The organism is Sphingomonas sp. GW821-FHT02B09 (assembly GCF_059421875.1).
Genome location: NZ_JBWKVV010000001.1, coordinates 227,459 through 241,537 on the forward strand (window position 1 = coordinate 227,459; position 14,079 = coordinate 241,537).

At 70.0% G+C, this 14,079-nt stretch carries 14 protein-coding genes; 2 read left to right on the top strand and 12 right to left on the bottom strand.

The window, feature by feature from the left end:
- Window positions 1-171: 171 nt before the first annotated feature.
- The 3 genes from AC07U4_RS01025 to AC07U4_RS01035 all read right to left on the bottom strand — a co-directional run bounded on the left by AC07U4_RS01025 (window position 172) and on the right by AC07U4_RS01035 (window position 5,090).
- Window positions 172-2,565, bottom strand: coding sequence for a DUF3772 domain-containing protein (locus AC07U4_RS01025; RefSeq protein ID WP_495194127.1), 2,394 nt, complete (start codon window positions 2,563-2,565; stop codon window positions 172-174).
- Between the two features lie 603 nt (window positions 2,566-3,168).
- Window positions 3,169-3,954, bottom strand: coding sequence for a D-xylose 1-dehydrogenase (xylB, locus tag AC07U4_RS01030; RefSeq protein WP_495194128.1), 786 nt, complete (start codon window positions 3,952-3,954; stop codon window positions 3,169-3,171).
- A complete protein-coding gene (locus AC07U4_RS01035) occupies window positions 3,951-5,090 on the bottom strand; it encodes a fumarylacetoacetate hydrolase family protein (protein WP_495194129.1) in 1,140 nt (379 codons plus the stop codon). Before AC07U4_RS01035 ends, xylB begins: the two co-directional genes overlap by 4 nt.
- Before the next feature lie 361 nt (window positions 5,091-5,451).
- On the opposite strand from AC07U4_RS01035, the gene rpsU reads away from it, so the two are divergent.
- Together rpsU and AC07U4_RS01045 are read left to right on the top strand one after the other, a co-directional pair.
- Window positions 5,452-5,658, top strand: coding sequence for a 30S ribosomal protein S21 (rpsU, locus tag AC07U4_RS01040; RefSeq protein ID WP_038658749.1), 207 nt, complete (start codon window positions 5,452-5,454; stop codon window positions 5,656-5,658).
- A gap of 108 nt (window positions 5,659-5,766) precedes the next feature.
- Complete coding sequence (locus AC07U4_RS01045; protein WP_495194130.1) at window positions 5,767-6,351, top strand: FKBP-type peptidyl-prolyl cis-trans isomerase; 585 nt, start codon at window positions 5,767-5,769, stop codon at window positions 6,349-6,351.
- Between the two features lie 132 nt (window positions 6,352-6,483).
- Here AC07U4_RS01045 and AC07U4_RS01050 read toward each other — a convergent pair whose 3' ends face one another.
- From AC07U4_RS01050 to AC07U4_RS01090, 9 genes are all read right to left on the bottom strand, one after another.
- Window positions 6,484-6,729 (bottom strand): hypothetical protein, encoded by a 246-nt coding sequence (locus tag AC07U4_RS01050; protein ID WP_245640815.1) that lies wholly within the window; start codon window positions 6,727-6,729, stop codon window positions 6,484-6,486.
- A 130-nt stretch (window positions 6,730-6,859) separates the two neighbouring features.
- Entirely contained in the window at window positions 6,860-7,630 is a 771-nt protein-coding gene (locus tag AC07U4_RS01055; protein WP_495194131.1) for a metallophosphoesterase family protein, read from the bottom strand.
- 79 nt (window positions 7,631-7,709) lie between these two features.
- Entirely contained in the window at window positions 7,710-9,011 is a 1,302-nt protein-coding gene (gene wecC / locus AC07U4_RS01060) for a UDP-N-acetyl-D-mannosamine dehydrogenase (protein ID WP_495194132.1), read from the bottom strand.
- Window positions 8,995-10,131, bottom strand: coding sequence for a non-hydrolyzing UDP-N-acetylglucosamine 2-epimerase (gene wecB, locus AC07U4_RS01065; protein WP_495194133.1), 1,137 nt, complete (start codon window positions 10,129-10,131; stop codon window positions 8,995-8,997). Before wecB ends, wecC begins: the two co-directional genes overlap by 17 nt.
- A gap of 23 nt (window positions 10,132-10,154) precedes the next feature.
- Window positions 10,155-10,916 (bottom strand): HesA/MoeB/ThiF family protein, encoded by a 762-nt coding sequence (locus AC07U4_RS01070; RefSeq protein WP_495194134.1) that lies wholly within the window; start codon window positions 10,914-10,916, stop codon window positions 10,155-10,157.
- On the bottom strand, window positions 10,913-11,308 hold the full coding sequence (locus AC07U4_RS01075) for a hypothetical protein (protein WP_495180431.1): 396 nt from the start codon (window positions 11,306-11,308) through the stop codon (window positions 10,913-10,915). Before AC07U4_RS01075 ends, AC07U4_RS01070 begins: the two co-directional genes overlap by 4 nt.
- Window positions 11,305-11,751 (bottom strand): dUTP diphosphatase, encoded by a 447-nt coding sequence (dut, locus tag AC07U4_RS01080; RefSeq protein WP_495194135.1) that lies wholly within the window; start codon window positions 11,749-11,751, stop codon window positions 11,305-11,307. Before dut ends, AC07U4_RS01075 begins: the two co-directional genes overlap by 4 nt.
- 31 nt (window positions 11,752-11,782) lie before the next feature.
- The gene (gene coaBC / locus AC07U4_RS01085; protein ID WP_495194136.1) at window positions 11,783-12,964 is read right to left on the bottom strand and encodes a bifunctional phosphopantothenoylcysteine decarboxylase/phosphopantothenate--cysteine ligase CoaBC; all 1,182 of its coding nucleotides are present in this window, start codon (window positions 12,962-12,964) and stop codon (window positions 11,783-11,785) included.
- Entirely contained in the window at window positions 12,961-14,079 is a 1,119-nt protein-coding gene (locus tag AC07U4_RS01090; RefSeq protein ID WP_495194137.1) for a hypothetical protein, read from the bottom strand. The genes coaBC and AC07U4_RS01090 overlap by 4 nt, the downstream gene beginning before the upstream one ends.

Genomic DNA, 14,079 nt, shown 5'->3' on the forward strand with positions numbered 1-14,079 from the left:
ATGACGGAGGGGGAGGTAAGTGACACGTCTGTTCCGTGTCCTCCCCCTCCGTCACGGCTTCGCCGCGCCACCTCCCCCTGGCGGGGAAGGAATTTTCGAATAACCGCGAATGTTGGGTGCCGGTGAGAAGGGCCGTGGAAGCGCCATCGGAACGCGCGTCGCGCGTTGTCCTCAACCCGCCGCGGCATCGCCGAGCTGCGGCGGCACCGTCACCCATTCGACCCGCTGCGGCACCGTCCCCAGCTCGATCCCCTCGTCGCGCATCCGCCGTAGCAGCGTCAGCAGCACGTTGCTGCGCGCCTCGCCGGTGCTGCGCGGGCTGGCGACGTGCGCGAGGCAGTTGAACAGGATGCGGCCGTCGCCGATCCCGTCGATCAGCACCGCCGGCGCCGGCGCGTCGAGCACCATCGGCTCGGCGACGAACGTCTCGAGCACGATCGCCCGCACCCGGTCGGCATCGCTGGCGATCGGCACCGAGAAATGGATCTGGATCCGCCCCATCGGCCCGGCGAGCGTCTTGTTGAGCACCGATTTGGTGATCAGCTCCGAATTGGGCACGATCAGCGTCGAATGATCCGCCAGCTCGATCTCGGTCGAGCGCACGCTGATCCGCTTGACGTCGCCCTCGTCGGTGCCGACGCGGATCAGGTCGCCGATCTTGATCGGCCGCTCGGCGAGCAGGATCAATCCGGAAACGAAATTGGAGGTGATCGCCTGCAGGCCGAAGCCGATGCCGACCGACAAAGCCGACAGCAGCAGCGCGATCCGCTCCATGCCGATGCCGAGCGAGGCGAGCGCCCATACCACCGCCAGCGCGATCGCCAGATAGCGCGCAACCAGCCTGATCGAGTTGCGCACGCTGCTGTCGAGATCGGTGCTCGGCAGATAGCGATGGTCGAGCCAGCCGGTGAACTGCCGCACCAGGAACAGCCCCAGGGCTAGCACCGCGACGAAGCGGATGATCGTCCCCGGGGAGATCGCGATGCCGCCGACCTCGACGCCGCGCGCCAGCCCGCCGACCCGGTCGAGGAACGAACCGAAGCCCGCGCCGAACGGATAGAGCAGCAGCCCGAGCGCGACGACGATCACCGCCAGCCGCAGCACCGCCGACAGCAGCACGCCGAACTGGTCGACCGCGCTGCCGCTGATCCCCATGCCGTGGCGCAGCGTCAGCCCGACGCGGCCGTCGCGCTGGAACAGGCTGGTCGCGACATCGTCGATCACCACCATCAGCAGATAGGTGCTCACCCCCAGCAACGTCGCCCAGATCACCGCCTGGGTGATCGTGATCGCCAGCCCGACATAGCCGATCAGCAGCGCCAGCCCGGCGCCGGCGACGACCAGCCATACCGCCAGCGTGATTGCGCCGACGCCGGCGCTCGCCGCCGCCTCCGCCTCGCTCTCGCCGTCCGCCGCCTCCGCGGCGCGCAGCCGGCCGATGATGACGAGCGTGCCCGCGATCAGGATCAGGTGGACGATCACCTCGACGACCTGCGTGCCGAGCAAGGCGGTCGGGCTGACGCCGGCGGTGGTGTTGAACGCATTGGCGAGGATGACGACGAAGGTCAGCGTCGCGAACGCCCACGCCACCGGCCGCAGCGCGGTCGCGGTGGCATCGGTCAGCGTCGTCACCCGCCACGACGGCTGCCGCGCCATCAGGAAGGCGGCGCCAACCGCCGCGGTCAGCCCGCTGAACGCCGCGGCGATCACCAGCGCGTCGGCGAGCGCGTTCCACGCCGGCGCGAGCAGCGCCGACCAGCGCAGCCCCTGCACGAACAGGAAGGCGGCGGCCATCGGCATCGTCGTCCCGACGAACACCCGCCACAGGGCATTCGCAGACCGCCGCACGCGATGCCCCGGCGCATCGGCGATAAGATAGCGCTGACCGATCCGGCGCAGGAACTGCCGCACCGGGATCAGCATCACGAGCGCCAGCAGCGCGCCGAGCAGCGCGCCGATCGGAAACCCGCGGCGCAGGCCGGTATCGATCTGCGCCCATTCGCGGCTGAGGAAGGTCGACACGCGCCGGCTGTCGCGCGGCAATGCGGCGAACATGTCGCTCCAGAAATGCGGCGACAGCGGGGAGGGGGTCCGCACGGCAATCCGCTGGTTGATCTCCTCGGCCTGCGTCTCGTCGATCTCGGTGACGAGCTGCCCCGCCTCGACCGCGACGAGCTGGCCGCGCTTCACCTTCGAATCGAGCGCGCTGCGCGCCTGCGCCAGAGCGCGACGCTCGGCGCGGATGTCGGGCGCCTCGACCACGCCGGCGACCGGCGGCCCGAGCCCGGCGATACGCGCGTCGACCAGCGCGAGCTGGCTGCGCAACTGCTCGGCGGCCTCGCGCGCGTCGCTCTGCGCGCCGAGCGCCTGATCGCGCAATGTGCCGCGCGTCTCGCGATCGACCTTGCCGTCGAGCGCCTTGTCGACGGCATCGAGCGCCGTCTCGGCGCCGGCGAGCTGCCGGCTGGCGGTCTCGACCGGCGTGGTCTGCGCCGCGGCCGGCGCCGCGATCGCGAGGGCGACGAGCATCACCAGCAACACCAACCGCCGCACCGCTGCCATCATCGCGTCACGCTCCCGTCCATACCGCCCGGCTGGTTAGGAGGAGTCGCGCGACAAAGCGAGCGGTGACGGTTTTGGGGGGAAAACGGCCGCCTACGCGTCCGGCTCGCGCGCCCCTTTTCGTCATCCCGGCGAAAGCCGGGACCCACGGTGACGGGCGGTCGGCGGTACGTGCCACGACCGGCGGCACCGGGCCCATGGGTCCCGGCTTCCGCCGGGATGACGAGAGGGCAAAAATTCCTCGCTCGCGTGTGCGGGGCGGCAGGGTCAATATTCCCCCGGCATGGGCTGTAAACGGCTGGGGGCGTTCAATCCGGCGCTCGCTGGCGGGGAAGGATCGCCGTGGGCTGCGGTGATGAGGCTCGATCGGTTTCCTCATCCCATCCGTCACCCCGGACTTGTTCCGGGGTCCACCGGGCCGCGAGAGCAGGGTGGCGAACCAAGCCCTTCTCCTCGCCGCAGGGTGGACCCCGGAACAAGTCCGGGGTGACGGGGTGGGCTTGGAGCGCGGCGGGCTTAGGTGAAGGTTCGTTTGCGATCGCCCTGCGCTGGCGGGGGAGGAGTTCGTGCGTTGCCATCACCTACGCAGCCCCCCCCGCAGCCCCATCACCGCCAGCCGGCGTCCATCCAGTAATTGTGCGCGGTGCACATGCGCGCATCCTCCGACGCGAGGAACAGCACCAGCGCGGCGATGTCCTCGGGCTCGATCCGCCCGTCGAGGCATTGCGCCGCGACGATCTCGGCTTCGCCCTCGGGCGTGTACCATTTCTCCTGGCGCGGCGTCTTGACGTTGCCCGGCACCACCGTGTTGACGCGGATATTGTCGCGGCCGAGGTCCCGGGCGAGGCTGCGCGTCAGCCCCTCGATCGCCGCCTTGGCGGTCTGGTAGAGGACGAGGTCCTCCAGCCCGAGGTGCCAGCTGATCGAGCCGAAGTTGATGATCGATCCGCCGCCCGCCGCCTTCATCGCCGGGATCACCGCCTGCGCCGCGAAGAACTGATGACGCAGATTGACGTTCATCCTTTGGTCCCAATAGGCCGGCGTCACCTCGGCGACCGTATGGCGATCGTCGTTGGCGGCATTGTTGACCAGCACGTCGACGCCGCCCAGCTCGGCCTGCAGTTCGGCAAACACCGACGCCAGCGCATCGAGATCGGTGAGGTCGAGCCGGCGGAACACCGGCACGTGCGCGGCATCGGCCAATCGCTCGACCAGCGCGCGGCTGTCCGCCTCGGCGACGTCGACGAAGGCGACCTTGGCGCCCTGTCGCGCGAACGCCTCGACCAGCCCCGCGCCGATCCCCGATCCGCCGCCGCTGATGATGACCCGCTTGCCGCTGAGCGAGGGGTAGAGCGCGCGCCGGCCGTTGCCGTCCATTGCCGTCCCGCTCATGCGAGCAACCCGCGGCCGGCGAGATTGCGGATCAGCGCGGTCAGGCCGAACCGCCACGGTGGCGCCGCCTTCGAGGTGCTGACCGTGTTGACCAGCCGGCCGAGCCGCGGCGTCTCGATCGCCACCGTGTCGCCGACCTTGTGGGTGAAGCCCTGGCCGGGCACGTCGCGATCCTGCGTCGGCGCGAACAGCGTGCCGAGGAACAGCACCAGGCCGTCGGGATATTGGTGCTCGCTCAGCGCCTGGCGCAGCAGCTCCTCGGGATCGCGGCTGATCTGGTTCATCGAGCTGGCGCCGTCGAGCGCATAGCCGTCGGTGCCCTCGATGCGCAGCGTGATCTCCGCCTGCCGGACGTCGTCCATCGTGAAGTCGGCGTCGAACAGCCGCACGAACGCGCCCAGCGAGCAGGAGGCGTTATTGTCCTTCGCCTTGCCGAGCAGCAGCGCCGAGCGCCCCTCGAAGTCGCGCAGATTGACGTCGTTGCCCAGCGTCGCGCCGACCGCGCGGCCGTCGGGACCGGCGAGCAGCACCACTTCGGGCTCGGGGTTGTTCCACGTCGAATCGGAACGGATGCCGACGTCCGCGCCCCAGCCGACCGTCGCCAGCACCGGCGCCTTGGTGAAGATCTCGGCATCGGGGCCGATCGCCACCTCGAGATATTGCGACCACAAATTCTCGTCGATCAGCGCCTGCTTGAGCGCCGCCGCCTCGGGCGAGCCGGGCACCACCGCGCGCATGCTGCCGCCGATCCGCCCTTCCAGCCGGCTGCGCACCTCGGCCGCCGCACCGGCATCGCCGCGCGCACGCTCCTCGATGACGCGCTCCATCGCCGACACGGCGAAAGTGACGCCCGCCGCCTTGACGCATTGCAGGTCGATCGGGCTGAGCAGCCGCGGCAGGCCGTCGACCGACAGGCCGATCGCATCGAGCGCACCGATCTCCTCGCCCTGCGCGTGGTCGAAGCTGCCGCCGGCGACCAGTTCGGCGACGGTCGGGGCGACGCGCGCCATGTCATAGGCGATGCCGTCGACGACCAGCACCGGGCTCGGGCCGGCGCCCAGATCGATGCGGCCGAGCCAGCGCGCGCTGCGCCAGTCGCTGCCGAGCGCGTCGGCGGGGTCGAAGGGTATCGGCATTGGGCTCTTCTCCGGATCGGACGCACCGGCCGATCGGACGTCGGTCGGCGGGCGCGGCGTGGCGCTGGCCCTGACGGTACGGCGACCGGCTCGGCGGGTGGAGCATCGCCGATGCCCTCGTTCCCGCCGCGGCGTTCGCCGTCTTCCATCTCTCCCAGCTGGTTATCGCTACCATTAGCTTGCACAATCCGCGCCGCAAGCCGAAAGACGGGGCGCCGATCATCCCCGCGCGTGTCGCGCGGCGGGCAGGCGCGGGCGCGCGGGTTGCGCATCGGGCCGCTCGCTGCTACGGGCACCGTTCGCACGGCGCGGACCTTTCGTCTGCAGCCGCCATAGCTATTGACCGGAGTGTTTCAGTTCCATGCAGATCGTCGTCCGCGACAACAATGTCGACCAGGCCCTTCGCGTGCTCAAGAAGAAGCTGCAGCGCGAGGGCGTGTACCGGGAGATGAAGCTGCGCCGTCACTTCGAAAAGCCGTCGGAGCGCCGCGCGCGCGAGCGTGCCGCCGCCGTCCGCCGTTCGCGCAAGCTCGACCGCAAGCGCGCCGAGCGCGACGGTGCGCGTTAAGTCATTGTGATCGCTGCGAAGATGCTTTCCTCCGGATGCGTCTTCGTGCGAAGTTAGAGATGTTAACCGGTGACGGCCGGCCCGGCACCACAACTTCAGGTGCCCCAGATGTCGACCGTCACCGCCGTTCCGCTGCGTCCCATCAAGCGGACCTATCTCGTCTATCTGTGGGTGGGCATCGTCGTCGCCTGTCTCGCGGCCTTCCTCCTGGCGCGGCAGGGCGACGACTTCCTCACCCGCAACGCGCGTGCGAGCGGCGTGGTGACGACCCCGTCGGGGTTGCAATATAAGGTGGTGCAGCCCGGCGCGCCGGGCGCCCCCAAGCCGACCGACAGCGACGTCGCGCTCATCAATTATGAAGGCAAGCTGCTCAACGGCACCACCTTCGACAAGTCGCAGCAGCCGACGCCGATGCCCGTCGCCGGCGTCGTTCCCGGCTTCTCCGAAGCGCTCAAGCTGATGCCGAAGGGCGCCAAGTACCGCGTCTGGATCAAGCCCGCGCTCGGTTACGGCGCCGAGGCGAAGGGGCCGATCCCCGCCAACTCCACGCTCGTCTTCGACATCGAGCTGATCGACTTCCTGCCCGAAGCCGTCGTCCGCCAGATGCAGGCACAGGCCCAGGCACAGGGTGCCGGCGGCCCCGGCGGGATGCCGCGCGGCGCGATGCCTCCGGGCATGCCCGGCGGTCGCTGATCCGCCACGACGACGAACAGCCGGCGCCGGACCATCCGGCGCCGGCTTTTTCGTGCCCGCCATCGCCGGCGCCGGACAAAAAAATAGCGGCCCGAAGGCCGCTACTCTCTCTAGCCGAGGCTAACGGTCAGCTTAGTTGCTGTCCGCATTGTCATCGCTGTCGGCGACAACGACGATGCCCGCGACGACGGCAGCGGCCGCGATCAGGGCGATGACGATCCCGCCACCGGCGAGCTCGTTCTTCTTGGCCGAGGTCGAACCGGTGCGAACCGACTTCGACACCGACAGGCTGGCTGCGGGGTTCGCCGGAGCGGCAACCGCCGGAGCAACGGCCATGGTGGCGGCCGCAGCGGCCATGACAATCTTACCGAAACGCATGATATAACTCCCTCTTGTGCTCGTCACCGGTTTGCATGGCAGAAGTATATAGGCGCGACAACAGTTTAACCGCCCGGTTTCGGAATGGCCGGCGACCGTTGCGGCGACGCCACACGTCGCCCGCCGCCGGTCAGCCCGCGCGGGTCGCCTGCACCGTCCAGCGCGCCGTGCCTTCCAAACCCAAAGCGGTCAGCACGCCGGTCTCGTAAGCCCCGGTATCGACACCGATCCGATGGACCTGCTCGTCGAGCCCGGCGCTGATCGTATGGCCGTGGACGACCATCTTATCGAGCGCGCGATCGTGATCGAGGAAGGGGTTGCGGATCCAGCGCAGGTCGGCGCCGCGCTGCGCGGCGAGATCGGTGCCCGGCCGCACGCCGGCATGGACGAAGGCATAGTCGCCGATCGTCACCATATCCTCGAACGATTCGAGGAACGCCTGATGCTCGGCGGGAACGCGGACGCGCATCGCGGCATGCAGTTCCTCATAATCCATCCGGTCGTAGTCGGCGGCGTCGAGCCCGTAGCTCATGATCGTCTCACGCCCGCCGATCCGGCAGAACATGCGCAGCGCCTTGGGTTCGCCCTTGAGCGATTCGAGGAACACCTCCTCGTGGTTGCCGAGCAGGAATCGCGTATCCGGCCGCTCCGCCGCGAGCAGCCGCAGCCGCTCGATCACCGCCGCCGACGCCGGGCCGCGGTCGACGAGGTCGCCGAGGAAGACGATCGTGGTGCGCGCAGGATCGCGCGCCCGGTCGTCCGCATCGATCCGGGCAAGCAATTGATCGAGCAGATCGGCGCAGCCGTGGACGTCGCCGATCGCATAGACGCGTTCGCCTTCCGGAATGGCGGTCAGCGGCGTTACCGTGGAACGGCGCGCGTTGAGCAGCTTCTTGAGCATGGATTCCCGTCGATCGTGCCGAATGGCAGGTATACCCACGCAGGTCTGGCCGCAACAGCCTGAACCCGCGTGAAAGTGGCTAGCCGACCAGCCGTAGCACATCCTGTACCGGCGAGGCGACCGCAGGTTGATCCGGCCAGATCCCGCGCGTGTCGAGCACCGCCTTGTCGTGCCGTTCCTCGATCGGCACCGAGCGGAACACGTCGTGATCGACCAGCACGACCATGATCGGACAGCTTTCGATCGCGCCGTCGATGTCGATCAGCGTCGCGCCGGTGCCGTCGAACGCCCTGGGCAGCGTCGCCGCATAGGGTTCGACGATCCGCACCCGGTCGCCGAACCGCTCGGCCAGTGCGACCGCCACCTTGAGCGCCGGGCTCTCGCGGAAGTCGTCGATGTTCGCCTTGAACGCGAGGCCGAGGCAGGCGACCGGCGCGCCGGGCCGCGCCTCGATCAGCGCGCTCGCCTGCGCGACGACATGGTCGGTCTTGCCGTCGTTGACTAGCCGCGCGGTGCGGATCAGCGGCGTGTTGGCGGGATCGGCATGGACGAGGAACCACGGATCGACCGCGATGCAATGGCCGCCGACGCCCGGCCCCGGTTGCAGGATGTTGACGCGCGGATGGCGGTTGGCGAGGCGGATCACCTCCCACACGTCGACGCCCATCGTGTCGGCGATCAGGCTGAGTTCGTTGGCGAAGGCGATGTTGACGTCGCGGAAGGCGTTCTCGGTCAGCTTGGTCATCTCCGCCGCGCGCGCGGTGGTGGTGACGCAGGCGCCGCGCACGAAGCGGCGGTAGAAGGTCAGCGCCTTGCGCGCGCAGCGCGGCGTGATACCGCCGATGACGCGATCGTTGTCGATCAGCTCGACGAGGATGCGCCCGGGCAGCACGCGTTCCGGGCAATAAGCGATCGCGATGTCGGCCGCCTCGCCGGCGCGGCCGGGCACGCGCAGGTCGGGGCGCAGCTCGGCGAGCAGGTCGCGCACCCGTTCGGTCGTGCCGACCGGGGAGGTCGATTCGAGGATGATCGCGTCGCCCGGCTTGAGCACCGACGCGATCGTCGTCGCCGCCTGCAGCACATAGGCGATGTCGGGCGCATGATCCTCGCCGAACGGGGTAGGCACCGCGATCACGAACACGTCGGCCGGCTCGATCCGCGTCGACGCGCGCAGCGATCCGCGCGCGACCACGCCGGAGACGAGGCCGTCGAGATCGACCTCCTCGATATGCACGCGCCCCGAATTGACCGTCTCGACCACCGATTCGGTGACGTCGACGCCGAGCACCTTCGCCCCCGTCCGCGCGATCACCGCCGCGGTCGGCAGGCCGATATAGCCGAGGCCGAGAACGACGACCTTGAGTTCAGAGTCCGAAATCATCGGCGATGATCCTTGCGATCCGGGTGCTGGCCTGGCCGTCGCCGAACGGATTGTGGGCGCGTGCCATGGCGGAATAGGCAGCCTTGTCATCGAGAAGCGTGAACACTTCGGAAACGATGCGGTCTTCGTCGGTGCCGATCAAGCGCGCGGTGCCCGCCGCGACGCCCTCGGGCCGCTCGGTGGTGTCGCGCATAACCAGCACCGGCTTGCCGAGCGCCGGCGCCTCCTCCTGCACGCCGCCCGAATCGGTCAGCGCGAGGTCGCAGAGTTCGAGCGCGCGGATGAAATGCGGATAGTCGAGCGGCGCGATCCGCGCGACATTGTCCGGCGTGCCGAGCCATTCGTCCATCACCGCGCCGACATTGGGATTGGGATGCATCGGGAAGATCACCGCGACGTCGTCGCGCGCCGCGATTCGCGCGATCCCCCGCGCGATCGCCGCCATGCCGTCACCGAAATTCTCGCGGCGATGCGTCGTGACGAGGACGATGCGCTTCCCCGCGAAGCGCGCGGCGAGCGAATCGAGATCGCCGGCCAGCGCCGGCGTCTCGGCGATGCGACCGCGCGTCCAGTGCAGCGCGTCGATCACCGTATTGCCGGTGACATGGACGCCCGCGGTGACGCTCTCGCGCGCCAGCGCCGCCGCGGCCGTGTCGGTGGGCGCGAAATGCAGATCGGCGATCGGCGCGACGATACGCCGGTTCACCTCTTCCGGCCAGGGCTGGTAGATGTCGCCCGAGCGCAGCCCCGCCTCGACGTGCGCGACCGGGATCTTGCGATAATAGGCGGCGAGTGCACCGACCATTGCGGTCACGGTGTCGCCCTGGACGACGACGCGGTCGGGCCGCACCCGGTCGATCACCTCGCCGAGCCCGGTAAGCAGCCGCGCGGTCAGCCGATCGAGCGACTGGCCTGGCTCCATCAGGTCGAGGTCGATATCGGGCGTCAGCCCGGCGATGGCGAGCACCTGATCGAGCAGCCCGCGATGCTGCGCGGTGACGCAGGTCACCGTCTCGATGCCGCCCGCCGCCTGTAGCGCCCGCACGACGGGGAACAGCTTGATCGCCTCGGGGCGGGTGCCGAAGACGGTGAGGATCCTGGGGCGGCTGGCGCTGGTCATGCCGGCTAACTAGCGCCCGTCGCTTAATTTCGGGCTAAGCCACAGGTCGGGCAGCCGGGGTCCTTCGGCAGCGTCAGCGTCCGGAAGCGCAGCGACAGCGTATCGGCGAGCAGCAGCTTGCCGGCGCTGTCCTCGCCGAAGGCATGGATCGCGCGCAGCACCTCCAGCGCGGCGAGGCTGCCGATCGCCCCCGCCATCGGCCCCAGCACGCCGTCCTCGGCACAGGTCGCGCCGGGCCGGTCGGGATCGCTGCCGACGAAGCAGCGATAGCAGGGCTTGCCCGGCTCCCAGCCGCGGAACACCCCCAATTGCCCGTCGAACTGGCCGATCGCCGCCGATACGAGCGGCACCCGCGCGGCATAAGCCGCATCGGCGACGATCAGCCGCGTCGCGAAATTGTCGCAACCGTCGAGCACCACGTCGACATCGGCGAGCAGCGCAGCGACGTTGCCGGCGTCGACGCGTATCGGTCGCGCCACCGCGGCGACATGCGGGTTGAGCCGCCGCGCCGCCGCTGCCGCCGTCTCCGCCTTGCCCGCGCCGATCTCGGCGGTGGCATAGATCGTCTGGCGTTGCAGGTTGGACAGATCGACATGGTCGTCGTCGACGATCGTCAGCCGCCCGATGCCCGCCGCGGCGAGATAGGGGATCGCCGGCGATCCGATTCCGCCCGCGCCGATGACCACGACATGCGCCGCGGCGAAGCGCTGCTGACCGGCGCCGCCGACCTCCTTCAGGACGATGTGCCGGGCGTAACGGGTCAGTTCCCCGTCGGAGAGCGTCACGCCGACCAGGAGAAGGTGAGGCTGGTCCGATACCAGGTATCGGCATCCGCCACGCCGGGCGCGATATTGCCGCGCGCCATGCTGGAGACGAGGCCCGCGGCATATTGCTCGACCGAGGGGCAGGCGATCGCCCGCGGCACCACCCGCTTGGGCTGGCCGCCGGCACCGACCAGCACCGCGAGATCGACCTTGAGCACATAGCCCTGCGGCGACGGCGTCGCGGCGTTGCACCGCCCCGCTTTCACCTCGGCGCGGACGAAGCTCGACAGATTGGCGCCATCGTCGGGATCGCGGCTGTAGGGCAATGGATGCAGCGCGCTCCAGTCCTGCGGCGGCATCGGCATGGGCGATGCACCGGCAAGCTGGGCTGCCAGGAGAATTGCTGTGATCATCGGCCGGTCGATCCGAACCCTCCGCTTCCACGGTCGGTATCGTTGAGCGCGTCGACGATTGCCAGCGTCGCGCGCTGAACCGGGGCGGGGACGAGTTGGGCGATGCGTTCGCCGCGGGCGATCGGGAAGGGGGCCTCGCCGAGGTTGATGAGGATCACCTTCACCTCGCCGCGATAGTCCGAATCGATCGTGCCAGGCGTGTTGAGGCAGGTGATGCCGTGCTTGATCGCCAGACCCGAACGCGGGCGCACCTGCACCTCATAGCCCTCCGGTATCGCGATCGCGAAGCCGGTCGCCACCGCCGCGCGCGCGCCCGGCGCCAGCGTCAGCGCCTCGGCCGCCACCACGTCCATCCCCGCCGCACCCGCGGTCGCATAAGCGGGCGGCGGCAGCCCCTCGCCGTGCGGCAGGCGGCGGAGGCGGATGGCGATGGCTTGGCTCATGGCGCAGGGCTAGCCTGCCTGCGCGAACAGATCAAGAACCGGACAGCGTCTCGGCGATCCGTTGCGCCAGCCGCCGCGCGACGTCGGCCTTGGGCAAACGCTCCCAATGTTCGACGCCGTCGGCGGTGGCGAGGTGCACGGTGTTGGCGTCGCCGCCGAACACGTCGCCCGACACGTCGTTGGCGACGATCCAGTCGGTGTTCTTGCGCAGCCGCTTGGCGACCGCCTGCTCGACGACGCGCTCGGTCTCGGCGGCGAAGCCGATCACCAATCGCGGCCGGCGCGGCCCGTGCGCCAACGTCGCGAGGATATCCTCGTTCTCGGCGAGCACCAGCGCCGGCGGCGCGTCGCCCTTCTTGACCTTCTGCGGCGCGGCGGCGACCCGCCAGTCGGCGACCGCGGCGACCATCACCGCCGCATCGGCGGGCAGCGCATCCGTGACCGCCGCCGCCATCTCGGCCGCGGTGACGACGTCGACCCGCCGTACCCCCGCCGGTGTGGCGAGCGTCACCGGCCCGGCGACCAACGTCACCGTCGCGCCGAGATCGGCGAGCGCACCGGCGATCGCGAACCCCTGCCGCCCCGACGAGCGATTGGCGATATAGCGGACCGGATCGATCGGCTCGTGCGTAGGCCCCGCGGTGACCAGCACGTGCCGGCCGGCGAGCGGCGTCGCGCGCGGCGCGAGCATGCGGTCGACCGCCGCGGCGATCGCCTCCGGCTCGGGCAACCGCCCGGGACCGAACTCGCCGCAGGCCATCGCCCCCTCGTCGGGTTCGAGGATGGTGATGCCGTCGGCCCGCAGCTGCGCGACGTTGCGGACGGTCGCCGCATGCTGCCACATCCGCACGTTCATCGCCGGCACTGCCAGCACCGGCGTATCGGTGGCGAGCAGCAGCGTCGTCGCCAGATCGTCCGCGAGTCCCCCCGCCATCCGCGCCAGCAGATCGGCGGTGGCGGGCGCGATGACGACCAGATCGGCCTGCCGGCTGAGCTGGATATGCCCCATCTCCGCCTCGTCCTTGAGGTCCCACAGGCTGGTGTAGACCTGGTCCTCGCTCAGCGCGGCGAGCGTCATCGGCGTGACGAAATGGCTCGCGCCCTCCGTCATTACGCAGCGCACCGCATAACCGCGCCGGCGCAGCAGCCGGATCAGCTCGCACGCCTTATAGGCGGCGATGCCGCCGCCGACGATCAGCAGGATACGCGTCATCGAACGATCCTCTTCACCGTGATCCGCCGCCGGTCGCTCACCGCCGCCAGCAGGTCGCGCGCGCCATCGGGCACGAAGACGAGGCCGACGAGCAGCAACGGCGCCACCAGCAGCCCCCAATAAAAGGTATCGACCCGCCCGAACACGCTCAGCACCGCGGCATAAGCGGCGATCACCACCAGCACGCGCAGCCCCAGCACGTCGCGCCACGCCGCCCAGCCGAACAGCGCCAGCCCGACCAGCGGCGCGGCGAGCCAGAGCGGCACGATCATCAGCGCGGTCGACAGCGTCATCGTCCGCACGAAGAAGCCGAAGCCGAGATGCCCCGACCAGCCCGGCGACTGCGGATCGAGCGGCCCGACCACTTCGGCCACCGCATGCGCATGTGCCGCCAGCGCCAGCGCGAGGATCGCCCCCGCCGCGATCCACGCCGCGCCTTCGCGCCGGTCGCCGCCGGCGAGCGCCAGGATCGCCATCAGCAGCAGGTACAGCCCCGCGGTCTCGCGGATCAGCGCCGCCGACAGGCCGAAGGCGACTGCGGGCAGCCACTGCCCGTCGCGATGCACGCCGAGCGACAGCGCGATTAGCAACCCCGCCCAGATCTCGTGGAAGGCGAGCAGGTCGCGCTGCACGAACGCCATCAGTCCGGCGGCAAGCAGCACCATCGCGACGATCCGCGGCGGCGGCCGCGCGAACGCCGGCGCCAGCCGCCGATACCAGGCAAGCGCCACCGCCGCGGCGAGCAGGTAAAGCAGGATCACGACAATCGCGTGCGGCACCGCCGCCTGCACCATCGCCAGCGTCGGCAGGCGAAAGGTGACGAACGGCTTGAGCGGGTAATCGCCCGCGCGCATCGCATCCGCCGCGGTGGCATAATAACCGCCGCCATGGCGGACGTTGGCGACGATCGTCTCGTACAGCACGACGTCGGCCTGATCGTCGCTGCGCTGCGCGGCATCGCCGCTCGCCGCCGGCGGGACGGGCGCGGCGAAGACCAGCAGGCACGCGAGCAGCAGCAGCGCCAGCGCGACCAGCGCCGCCGCGGCGTTGCGCGGCGCCAGTCCGGCGAACCGCGACGGCTGCGCCAGCCACAACGGGGCAGGGACGCGCCGCAT

Excerpts from the sequence above, each read along its gene's own strand:
- AC07U4_RS01025 (WP_495194127.1), bottom strand. The coding sequence starts at position 2,565 with ATGATGGCAGCGGTGCGGCGGTTGGTGTTGCTGGTGATGCTCGTCGCC.
- xylB (WP_495194128.1), bottom strand. The coding sequence starts at position 3,954 with ATGAGCGGGACGGCAATGGACGGCAACGGCCGGCGCGCGCTCTACCCC.
- AC07U4_RS01035 (WP_495194129.1), bottom strand. The coding sequence starts at position 5,090 with ATGCCGATACCCTTCGACCCCGCCGACGCGCTCGGCAGCGACTGGCGC.
- rpsU (WP_038658749.1), top strand. The coding sequence starts at position 5,452 with ATGCAGATCGTCGTCCGCGACAACAATGTCGACCAGGCCCTTCGCGTG.
- AC07U4_RS01045 (WP_495194130.1), top strand. The coding sequence starts at position 5,767 with ATGTCGACCGTCACCGCCGTTCCGCTGCGTCCCATCAAGCGGACCTAT.
- AC07U4_RS01050 (WP_245640815.1), bottom strand. The coding sequence starts at position 6,729 with ATGCGTTTCGGTAAGATTGTCATGGCCGCTGCGGCCGCCACCATGGCC.
- AC07U4_RS01055 (WP_495194131.1), bottom strand. The coding sequence starts at position 7,630 with ATGCTCAAGAAGCTGCTCAACGCGCGCCGTTCCACGGTAACGCCGCTG.
- wecC (WP_495194132.1), bottom strand. The coding sequence starts at position 9,011 with ATGATTTCGGACTCTGAACTCAAGGTCGTCGTTCTCGGCCTCGGCTAT.
- wecB (WP_495194133.1), bottom strand. The coding sequence starts at position 10,131 with ATGACCAGCGCCAGCCGCCCCAGGATCCTCACCGTCTTCGGCACCCGC.
- AC07U4_RS01075 (WP_495180431.1), bottom strand. The coding sequence starts at position 11,308 with ATGATCACAGCAATTCTCCTGGCAGCCCAGCTTGCCGGTGCATCGCCC.
- dut (WP_495194135.1), bottom strand. The coding sequence starts at position 11,751 with ATGAGCCAAGCCATCGCCATCCGCCTCCGCCGCCTGCCGCACGGCGAG.
- coaBC (WP_495194136.1), bottom strand. The coding sequence starts at position 12,964 with ATGACGCGTATCCTGCTGATCGTCGGCGGCGGCATCGCCGCCTATAAG.
- AC07U4_RS01090 (WP_495194137.1), bottom strand. The coding sequence starts at position 14,079 with ATGCGGCGCGTCCCTGCCCCGTTGTGGCTGGCGCAGCCGTCGCGGTTC.